Below are 9,177 nucleotides of genomic sequence, written 5' to 3' on the forward strand. Positions count from 1 at the left end.
TGGCGGGCGCTGCGACGGCGACGTTCCTGAGGCGGAACGGTCCGGGCTTTCCGTCGAACTGCCGTGCTGTGTAGGTTCACATGTGCATACGGGTGCTGACGATGTGCGGGTGACGGGGGTTGCGGCATGGTGGGTCATCGGCCGAGTGATTGGCATGTCCTTGACCTGGACAAGGACCCGACCCCCGGTGATCCGCAGCGGGTGCGCACCCTCGCCAAGGTCCTGCACGGCTTCGCCGACGACGTCTCCGAGGCGCTGCGTCTGGTGAAGGGGATGGCCGGTGAGGGGACGCTGGCGGAGTGGGCGGGCAAGTCGGCCGAGGTGTTCAAGGAGGAGTTCTCCGGGGTTCCGAAGAACCTGCGGAAGCTGGAGAAGTCGTACGGGATGTGCGGTGACGCGCTCGCGGACTACTGGCCGAAGCTGGAGCGCGCCCAGGTGCTGGCCGACAGGGCGCTGGCGAAGGCGCGTGAGGCGCGTGCGGATCTGTCCTCCGCGCAGTCGAAGCTGACCTCGGCGGAGTCGTGGGTGGGCCGGGCGACGAAGGAGGCCGACAAGTACAAGGACGACCCCACCGGTTCGAAGTCGGACGCGGACAAGCCCGACGAGGCGAAGGTGCGGGCCGCGACCCGGGACGTGCGGAGCGCCAAGTCCGCCCAGGACAAGGCCCGGTCGGACGTCTCCGCCGCGCAGGACGCACTGGCCGCGGCGAAGAAGATGGCCGAGGACGCGCGCACGATGCGCGAGGAGGCCGCGCGGGACGCCAAGTCGAAGATCGACGAGGCCTCCGACGCCGGCATCCAGAACCGCTCCTGGTGGGAAGAGGTCGGCGACTGGTTCGTCGACAACTGGGACACGATCATTGCCGCCTGCAAGATCGTCGTCGCAGTCGTCGGTATCGTCGCCATGATCATCGGCGGGCCCATCCTGGGCGCGATCGTGCTGGTCGCAGCGCTCGCCCTGCTTGCCGACACGCTCTACAAATACTCCAAAGGACAGGCGTCCCTGTGGGACGTGGGGTTCGCGGTGCTGGAGTGCATCCCCGGCATGAAGGGCCTGACCACCCTCGGTGCCCTGGCCAAGGGCGCCAAAGTCTTGGCCAAGGGCGGGCTGAAAGCCATGGCCAAGGGGCTCGGAAAGGGCCTGCGCAGAGAAGCCGACGACGCCGCGGCGAAGTCCAAGCCCTCCAAGGGCCGCTGCAAGAACGGCGACCCGATCGACATGGTCTCCGGCGAGATGCTCATGGAAGCGACCGATGTCGAACTTCCCGGCCTGCTCCCCCTGATCTTGCGCCGCACCCACCTGTCCACGTATCAGTGGGGCCGTTGCTTCGGTCCGTCCTGGGCCTCCACCCTGGACGAACGCCTCGAACTGGACGACGAGGGAGCCGTCTTCGTCACCGAGGACGGCATGCTGCTCTTCTACCCGGTGCCCCGTCCGGGCACCTCGGTCATGCCGCTGGAGGCCCCCGCTGGCCGCTGGACTGGGACGGCACAGCGGGTGCTCCTCTTCGCGTCACCGACCCCGGCACGGGGATCACTCGTCACTTCGCACCCCGGTCGAGCCCGGCCGCGGTGGGCGAGGCCTTCACGCTGCCCCTGGCCGTGATCACCGACCGCAACGGGTCGCGTGTCGACTTCGACCGTGACGCCGACGGAACCCCTGTCGCGGTACGCGATTCGGGCGGCCGACACCTGCACGTCGACACGACGGACGGACGTGTCACCCGGCTTCGCCTGCGCAATGCGGAGGACGGTCCCGAGGGCACCGTTCTCAGGAGCTTCGGCTACAGCCCCGAAGGAAACCTCACGGAGATCCACGACTCGAGCGGTCGGCCGCTGAAGCTCACGTACGACGACCGCGCCCGCATCACGTCGTGGACCGACCGCAACGACTACTGGTACCGCTTCGCCTACGACGCCCTGGACCGCTGCATCGCCGGCGAGGGCGCCGACGGCAGCCTCTCCTGCACCATCGAGTACGACACCGACGACCGCCGGACGCGCTACACGGACGCGCTCGGCAACACGACGACGTACCAGTACGACGAGCTGTACCGGCTCGCCACCGTGACCGACCCCCTCGGCCACAGCGTGCACACCGAGTGGGACCGGTTCGGGCGGCTGCTCTCCCGTACCGATGAGCTGGGCAACACGACCCGCTTCACGCTGGACGCGCACGGCCAGCCGGTACGGATGGACAGGCCGGACGGGACCGGCGTCCAAGTGGAGTACGACGGCTTCCTGCCCGTCGCCATCACGGAGTCCGACGGTGCGCGGTGGGAGTGCACCTACGACGACCGGGACAACCTCCTCACCAGCACCGATCCGCTGGGCGCGGTGAGTTCGTACACCTATGACGAGCGAGGACACCGGATCGCACAGACTGACGCGCTCGGCAACACGTTCCGCTTCGAAACGGACGCCGCAGGGCTTCCGGTGCGGGCCGTGGACCCGCGCGGCAGCGTCGTCACCGTGCTACGGAACGCGTTCGGGCGCGTCGTGCGGATCGAGGACCCGGTCGGCGGAACCGTCCGGCAGGAGTGGGACCCGGACGGCCGGCTGCTGTGGCGGGAGCGCGCCGACGGCGGTCGGGAGACCTGGTCGTACGACGCCGAGGGCAACCTCACGTCGCACCGCGACGCCGGTGGCTTCGTCACCACCTTCGAGTACGGCGCGTTCGACCTGCCGAGTGCCCGGACCGACCCGGACGGCACCCGCTACCGCTTCACCCACGACGCGGAGCTGCGGCTCGTCGGCGTGACCAACCCGCGCGGTGACGAATGGAGTTACCAGTACGACGCGGCGGGCCGCCTGACCGGCGAAGCGGACTTCAACGGCCGCAGGCTCGGATACGTTCTCGACGCCGCCGGTCACCAGGTGGAGCGGACCGACGGCACCGGGCAGACGGTCCGCCTCACCCGCGATGCCGCCGGGCGGGTGGTGACGGCGCGGACGGACGACGGCGACGTCACCACCCTGCGCTACGACACGGCTGGCCGGCTGGTCGAGGCCGTGAACCCCGGCAGCAGGGTCGCCTACGGCTACGACGCCCTGGGCAGGATCCTCACCGAAACCGTCGACGGCCGTACGGTCACCAGCCAGTACGACCTACTGGGCCGGCGGACACGGCGCACCACACCGTCCGGCGCCGCCTCGCACTGGTCGTACGACTCGGCGGGGCTGCCCACGTCGCTCGTCACCGACGCCGGAGAGCTGGCCTTCACCCACGACGCGGCCGGCCGGGAAACCGCCCGCGGCCTGGCCGGCGCGGCGCTGCTGACGCAGTCCTGGGACGCGGGCCACCGCCTCGTCGAGCAAGTCGTCAGTTCCGGCGCGCAGGGCGGCGCGCAGGTGCGCCAGGCCCGCTCGTACGCCTACCGCGGGGACGGCCACGTCACCTCGGTCACCGACCGGCTGGGCGGCACCCGCAGGTTCGACCTGGATCATGCGGGCCGCGTCACCCGGGTGTCGGCCGACACCTGGACCGAGACCTACGCCTACGACGAACTGGGTAACCTCACCGACGCCACCCACCCCGCTCCCGGCGGACAGGACACACAGGGCCCGCTGCGGCACACCGGCACGAAGGTCACCTCGGCGGGCCGCACCACGTACGAGCACGACGGCCAGGGCCGCGTGGTCCGCATGATCCGGCGCACGCTGTCCGGACTGCGGCGGATCTGGACCTACGTCTGGGACGCCGACGACCGCCTCACCGAGGCCGTGACGCCCGACAGCGGTGTGTGGCGGTACCGCTACGACGTACTCGGTCGGCGAACAGCCAAGTGGCGCGTGCACGAGGACGGCTCCGTCGGCGACGAGACCCTCTTCAGCTGGGACCGCGCCACCCTGGCGGAGCAGCAAAGGCTCCGCGACGGGCGGGTGGAGACCGACACCTGGGAGTGGGAGCCGGGCACTCACCGGGCGGCGGCCCAGGTACGGACCCGTCGGGGCACCGACGCCCAGGACGCGATCGACAGGCAGTTCTACGCGATCGTCACCGACCTGGCCGGGACCCCCAGCGAGCTGATCGACGAGGAGGGCGCGGTCGCCTGACGGGCCGCCACCAGCCTGTGGGGACGCCCCCTGACCGGCGGCGACGACCTCTGCCCGCTGGCTTTCCCGGGCCAGTACCGTGACCCGGAGACGGGCCTGCACTACAACCTGGCCCGCTACTACGACCCGGACACGGCGAGCTACCTCACCCCCGACCCCCTCGGCCTGCTCCCGGCCCCGAACCACCACAGGTACGTCGACAACCCGCTGCGCTGGATCGACCCGCTGGGCCTGGAGGGGGACACCGGCCCGGTCCGGGTGTACGACGACTCGACATACAACAAGCATGGTTCGGGGAATAGTTCGTCGGCCAAGGGTGAGATCAGCCGTGCGCCCAGCAATGGTCAAGCCGCGCTGGATCGGTCCATTGCCCTGGGCGACCCGAACAATCCGAACAAGTTCCGGCGACTCGGCGTCGACCATGTCAACAACGAGATCGTGGTGCTGGACCGCCACGAGTACGTCACCGACAAGGACGGCAAGATCGTCAAGGAGGTCTACCACGGTCATGTTCAGTCCAAGTATCCGTCGGAGACCGTCCACGAAGGCGATCTGACCAAGCTGAAGAAGGCAGGCATGATTAACAACACCAAGAAGCAGCGGGTGCTCCCACCCAAGTGCGATGGCTGACGAGCGGAAGAGGTTGGCTTGTGGTGCCTGAGTGGGACTGGAAGAGCGGCGAGGGCGTGTCGCGCATCGACGATCCGGCCGAAGTGGACGCCGCGTTTGAGCGTGGTGAGTGGCCGCTGGGTTCAGCGGTGATCGGTCTGGCATTCAATTGCTCGCCGGAAGTCGCCTCGCCGCGGATTGTCCGGGCCATGCGGCTACCAGATCTTGATCAGCGGGGATTCGCCTTCACTGCAGCCGGTGTCGTGGCACGAATCCATGGGAGATTGACGCCGGAACTGTACGCCGTACTGCGCGCAGAGGACCCCGATGGTCTCGCTGAATACGCCATCAGGGACACATTGACCTTCGTGCCGTTCCGGGATCTGCCGCCATGGTTCAAGTGGCGGAAGGTCGTCACAAGAGTGCGGAACAAGCTGGAAGGTTGGTGGCTGCGCACCGAGGACGCGGTGAGCGACGCCTGGCGGGCCCTGCGCGGTCGGCGTTCATGAACAGGGCGAGTACGCATGGTACGGCCGGGTGAGCGCAGTGTCCGCATGGGACTGGGAAACCGGCGAGGGGCTGTTGGGTCTCGACGACTCTGCGGACTGGGATGCCGCGTTCTCGCGCGGCGAGAACCACCTCGGCACTGCGGCGATCGGGTTGGCCTTCAACTGTCCACTGGGGGAGGCGTCGCCCCGTATCGTCCGGGCGACGCGGTTGCCGGACCGGGACCAGCGGGGGTTCGCGTTCACGGCGGTGGGCACTGCGGCCCGGCTCAACGGGGCGTTGACGCCGGAGCTGTACGCCGTGCTGCGAGCGGCGGGCCCCGGCCGTATGAGCGTCGCCGTGAACGCCGTCGACGACACCCTGACCTTCGTACCGTTCCGGGATCTGCCGCCGTGGCTCAAGTGGTGGAAGGTCGCGTCGAAGGTGTTGGACAAACTGGAGACCTGGCGGCTGGAATCCGCCTACGCGGTAAGTGACGCCTGGCGGGCTTTGCGAGGCCGACGTTCCTGAGGAGCGACGGGCCGGTCTTTCCGTCGGGCTTCAGTGAAGGTGTGAGGAAGCGCACGATGACAGTGAACGACTCCGCGGTTCCGGGACAGGCACTCGCTCGTGAGATCTTCGGTCCGCTGGGCGGTGTCGTCGAGATCGGAGCCGTGGCCGCCACGGGAACGTGGGACGTCGCGCGGGCCTCGGTGGTCGGCTTGGTGAGTCGTCATCGGGGCGAGGTGGACCGGCTCCTGGTGCTCGTGCGTGAGATCGGGCGGTTCTCCGAGCCGAGCATGGCGATTGTGGACGAACTCGGCTGGCTGCGTGAGCACCCCGTCACAGCCCCCTCGTTGCTGCTGTGGGCCGTCGGCATCGAGGAGATTCCGCCACGGCTCGAGGACCTGGAACAACCGCGCGCGGTACGGCGCATGTGCTATATGGGAGCGGATCTCCAGCTCACCCGTCTGCTGCAGGCGATGGTGACCGCCGCCGCCGTCGCCGGCCGGAGGACCGCCGCCGACTCGGCAGGGAAGATCGCGGAGGCACTGGACGTCGCTCTGCTACTGGCGAACCGGAGTGATCCCGCCGCGGCGGCCACGGTCTTCAGGATGTGGCGGACGGCCTGCCTGCCCGACATCCTCCGTCCTGACTCGGACGCCACCGCCGCGGGCAGGTCGGCGTTCCGCTCGTTCGCCCACGCGCTGGAGGACCGTCTCGATCCGTGACGACGTGTGGTCTGCTCGTTCGGTGTCTCCCACGCCGGAGTGGGGCGGGCTGGACTCCGGCCTCCGTGAAGGATCCGCCGACGTGTTCAGCGCGAACATTCCCAGAAAGACACACGAACTGCTCTGATCGTCGGGCGGGGGGTGGATCGGCCTGCCCCAGGCCCTCTCGAAGCGCTGATCAGGAACTGAGCCGCGTCACCGGTCACCGGGGCGGGGCGACGGGCCGAGATCCGGTGGGTTCGGTGCCCACCTCGGCCCAGACGGTCTTGAGCGGAGGCGGGCCGGGGACGACTCCCCAGCGGTCGGCGAGGGCGTCCACGAGCAGCAGGCCGCGGCCGGCCTCGGCGTCGTCGGCGGAGTGCTGCGGGCACGGCAGCCGGTCACCGCGTGTGTCGGTGACCTCGATGCGGAGGGCGTCACCGATGACGTACAGCAACAGCCGGAAGTCCCGGCCGGAGACGCGGCCATGGGTGACGGCGTTGGCCGCCAGCTCCGCGACGATGAGTTCCGCCGGATGCGACGACAGTCCCCACGTGCGCAGTTGCTCAATGGCAAGCAGCCGGGCGAGACGGGCGCCGCGAGGCGTGGAGGACAGCCGGAGGCTGAAGTTCCGGACGGGGACGGCAGCAAGTCGGGGCGCGGGGTCACTGATTTCCTGATTCACGTCACTCAGCGTGGCCGAATCTGCTTCCGTGGATGAGTGACAACGCCTGCACGTACCGTCACTGTCCCGGCTTTTGTCTCGGCTGTCTCGGCTGTCCCGGGCGTTGTTACGAGTACGAGTACGCGCCGGGGGAGGAACCGTGGACGAGGGTGTCGACGAGGCGGGCTGGGACGTCGAGCCGGGCGACGAGATCGAGCCGGTGGTGCAGGCGGTGGGCCGCCTGCTCAAGGTCTGCCGGGAGGCGGCCGGGGTGAGCGTGTCCGAGCTGGCGGCCGCCCTCACGTACGGCGAGGACATGGTCCGCAAGATCGAGCATGGGGCCCGCATTCCCCGCCCGGAGTACCTGGACAGGGCGGACCAGATCCTGAAGGCGCAGGGGCATCTGCGGGCCTTCATGGACGACATGTGCAAGGCCCGGTATCCGAAGAAGGTGCGGCAGCTGGCCGAGCTGGAGGAACGGTCGGTGTAGATGCTGCTGTACAGCAACCACAACATCCATGGGCTGTTGCAGACGGAGGAGTACGCGCGGGCGCTGCTGCGCACCTGGCGTCCGGCCTACTCGCCGGACGAGCTGGAGCGTATGGTGACCGCTCGCATGGCCCGGAAGTCCGTCTTCGAGCGCTCGCCCGCACCGGAGTTCGGCTTCGTCCTGGAAGAGGTGACGCTGCGCCGCCCGATCGGGGACACAATGGTGCTGCGCCGACAGCTCGAACACATGCTGGAAGTGGCGAGGTTGCCGTTCGTGGAGCTTCAGGTGATGCCGACCGCCCACGCGAACCACCCGGGAACGGGGGGCCGTATCCAAGTGCTGAAGTTCGCGGACGGTACGGGGATGGGGCGTACCGACGGTGACTTCGGAGGCCGCCCGGTCTCGCACCCCAGGCAGCTCCGCGTCCTTGATCTGCGCTATGGCATCATCCGGGCTCAGGCGCTCACACCAGACGCTCACACCAGAGGAGTCTCTGGTCTTCATCGAGCAAACGCTGGGAGAGCTATGAGTACGCCGGAACTCCACTGGTCCAAGAGCAGCTACAGCGACAGCAGCAACGGCAACGACTGCATCGAAGTCGCCCCCACCCCCACCACAGTCCACGTCCGCGACTCCAAGAACACATCCGGCCCGCGCCTCGCGCTCACGCCGGAGGCATGGGCGGACTTCGTGGCCTACGCGTCGCGGAGCTGACCCCGCGACGATCGCGCCCCACGCGAAGCCGGAGCCTCGCGGGGGCGCGGCGGATCAGCCGGCGTCCTCGATGATGTCGAGCGGCGGGAGGTGCCTGACGATCTCGATGGTGGTGAGACTGACCGTCACGATGCGCCTGAGCAGGTCGACGACGTAACGCGGGTCGTCGGACCAGTCGTTTGGGATTGCTGACGATGCCGGACTTGGGGTCGGTCCTCACCTGGTACCGGTCGATGATCCACTCGATGGCGGAGCGCGACCCGAGCTGGTACTCGTACGCCTCCTCCGGGATGCATGACGCGGCACGGCGTTTCCTGGCGGAGTTCGGCGCCGTGGGAGTGCCCCACCGGGACCCGTCGGACTCGATGCCGTGGATGGAGTTCTCGCTCGACCCCCTGCTGGCGATCTGGGACGCGGAGATCATCGACGACCTCGCCGAGCAGGCCGGCGTCGACCTGTATCCCCTCGGGATGCGTGACCGGGGGAACCAGTACCAGTACCTGGCCATGGCGGAGGACGGGGCGGTGTACGCCGGCATGGACGACGTCCGGCTGCTGGCCCCGACACCCGATGAGGCGCTGCGGGGGCTCACCACCCGGATCAGGCCCGAGGCAACCCCCTGATCATTCGGTGCGGGGACGCGCCCCTCGCGGGTTTGCTCCCCGCCACCTCCGGGGTAATCTCTTCCGCCCGATTGGCCAGCCACGGTCTCCGTGTGGCAAACTGTCGGAGTTGCTCGGTCGAGCGTTGATGCTGCGCGCCTCCCGTCGGGAGGACCGGAAGCGAGTCCCACAGTACTCGTCGTCCCTGGTGAGGGGCGGACGTACGGGAATCTTCCGGGAAGCGTATGTGCAGCGCCGGCCAGGCGCCCGGTGGGCCTTTCGCCCCCGGTCCGCGGTTCTGGTACGGCCGTGTCAATCCCGCAGGGATGTTCGAACAAGGGACATT

At 68.8% G+C, this 9,177-nt stretch carries 10 protein-coding genes and 2 pseudogenes; 10 read left to right on the top strand and 2 right to left on the bottom strand.

All coding sequences use genetic code 11. The features are described from left to right. Positions 1–126: 126 nt before the first annotated feature. The 7 genes and pseudogenes from ACFXAE_RS33770 (at position 127) to ACFXAE_RS33800 (ending at position 6,382) form a co-directional block, all read left to right on the top strand. Positions 127–1,605: a DUF6531 domain-containing protein gene (locus ACFXAE_RS33770; RefSeq protein ID WP_384722743.1), complete on the top strand. Its 1,479-nt coding sequence runs from the start codon at positions 127–129 to the stop codon at positions 1,603–1,605. Beyond that, positions 1,572–4,055: a hypothetical protein gene (locus tag ACFXAE_RS33775; protein ID WP_384722745.1), complete on the top strand. Its 2,484-nt coding sequence runs from the start codon at positions 1,572–1,574 to the stop codon at positions 4,053–4,055. Before ACFXAE_RS33770 ends, ACFXAE_RS33775 begins: the two co-directional genes overlap by 34 nt. A 57-nt stretch (positions 4,056–4,112) precedes the next feature. Further along, positions 4,113–4,229 (top strand): annotated as a pseudogene (locus ACFXAE_RS33780) (RHS repeat-associated core domain-containing protein); the annotation flags it as partial. Between the two features lie 84 nt (positions 4,230–4,313). Next, entirely contained in the window at positions 4,314–4,685 is a 372-nt protein-coding gene (locus ACFXAE_RS33785) for a hypothetical protein (RefSeq protein ID WP_384722748.1), read from the top strand. Between the two features lie 23 nt (positions 4,686–4,708). Beyond that, positions 4,709–5,173 carry a hypothetical protein gene (locus tag ACFXAE_RS33790; RefSeq protein WP_384722751.1) on the top strand — a complete coding sequence of 155 codons (465 nt, stop codon included), beginning with the start codon at positions 4,709–4,711 and terminating at the stop codon, positions 5,171–5,173. A 37-nt stretch (positions 5,174–5,210) separates the two neighbouring features. Next, on the top strand, positions 5,211–5,681 hold the full coding sequence (locus tag ACFXAE_RS33795) for a hypothetical protein (protein ID WP_384722753.1): 471 nt from the start codon (positions 5,211–5,213) through the stop codon (positions 5,679–5,681). A 56-nt stretch (positions 5,682–5,737) separates the two neighbouring features. Further along, positions 5,738–6,382, top strand: a complete 645-nt coding sequence (locus tag ACFXAE_RS33800; RefSeq protein WP_384722756.1) for a hypothetical protein — start codon at positions 5,738–5,740, stop codon at positions 6,380–6,382. A 202-nt stretch (positions 6,383–6,584) separates the two neighbouring features. Here the strand turns inward: ACFXAE_RS33800 and ACFXAE_RS33805 are convergent, their stop codons facing one another. Further along, the gene (locus tag ACFXAE_RS33805; protein WP_384722759.1) at positions 6,585–7,046 is read right to left on the bottom strand and encodes an ATP-binding protein; all 462 of its coding nucleotides are present in this window, start codon (positions 7,044–7,046) and stop codon (positions 6,585–6,587) included. 139 nt (positions 7,047–7,185) lie between these two features. On the opposite strand from ACFXAE_RS33805, the pseudogene ACFXAE_RS33810 reads away from it, so the two are divergent. Both ACFXAE_RS33810 and ACFXAE_RS33815 read left to right on the top strand, forming a co-directional pair. Next, positions 7,186–8,044: pseudogene (locus ACFXAE_RS33810) on the top strand (helix-turn-helix domain-containing protein). Continuing rightward, positions 8,041–8,229 (top strand): DUF397 domain-containing protein, encoded by a 189-nt coding sequence (locus tag ACFXAE_RS33815; protein WP_384722762.1) that lies wholly within the window; start codon positions 8,041–8,043, stop codon positions 8,227–8,229. The pseudogene ACFXAE_RS33810 and the gene ACFXAE_RS33815 overlap by 4 nt, the downstream one beginning before the upstream one ends. On the opposite strand, the gene ACFXAE_RS33820 is transcribed toward ACFXAE_RS33815, so the two are convergent. Then, positions 8,180–8,521 (bottom strand): type ISP restriction/modification enzyme, encoded by a 342-nt coding sequence (locus ACFXAE_RS33820; RefSeq protein WP_384722801.1) that lies wholly within the window; start codon positions 8,519–8,521, stop codon positions 8,180–8,182. The genes ACFXAE_RS33815 and ACFXAE_RS33820 overlap by 50 nt on opposite strands. Between ACFXAE_RS33820 and ACFXAE_RS33825 the strand changes: the two genes are divergently transcribed. Next, positions 8,424–8,852, top strand: a complete 429-nt coding sequence (locus tag ACFXAE_RS33825; protein WP_384722765.1) for an SUKH-3 domain-containing protein — start codon at positions 8,424–8,426, stop codon at positions 8,850–8,852. The two genes, ACFXAE_RS33820 and ACFXAE_RS33825, sit on opposite strands and share 98 nt — an antisense overlap. The last annotated feature ends 325 nt before the right edge of the window (positions 8,853–9,177 follow it).

Source organism: Streptomyces sp. NPDC059454, assembly GCF_042749965.1.
Taxonomy (GTDB): Bacteria; Actinomycetota; Actinomycetes; order Streptomycetales; family Streptomycetaceae; genus Streptomyces.

Excerpts from the sequence above, each read along its gene's own strand:
- ACFXAE_RS33815 (WP_384722762.1), top strand. The coding sequence starts at position 8,041 with ATGAGTACGCCGGAACTCCACTGGTCCAAGAGCAGCTACAGCGACAGC.
- ACFXAE_RS33800 (WP_384722756.1), top strand. The coding sequence starts at position 5,738 with ATGACAGTGAACGACTCCGCGGTTCCGGGACAGGCACTCGCTCGTGAG.
- ACFXAE_RS33825 (WP_384722765.1), top strand. The coding sequence starts at position 8,424 with ATGCCGGACTTGGGGTCGGTCCTCACCTGGTACCGGTCGATGATCCAC.
- ACFXAE_RS33770 (WP_384722743.1), top strand. The coding sequence starts at position 127 with ATGGTGGGTCATCGGCCGAGTGATTGGCATGTCCTTGACCTGGACAAG.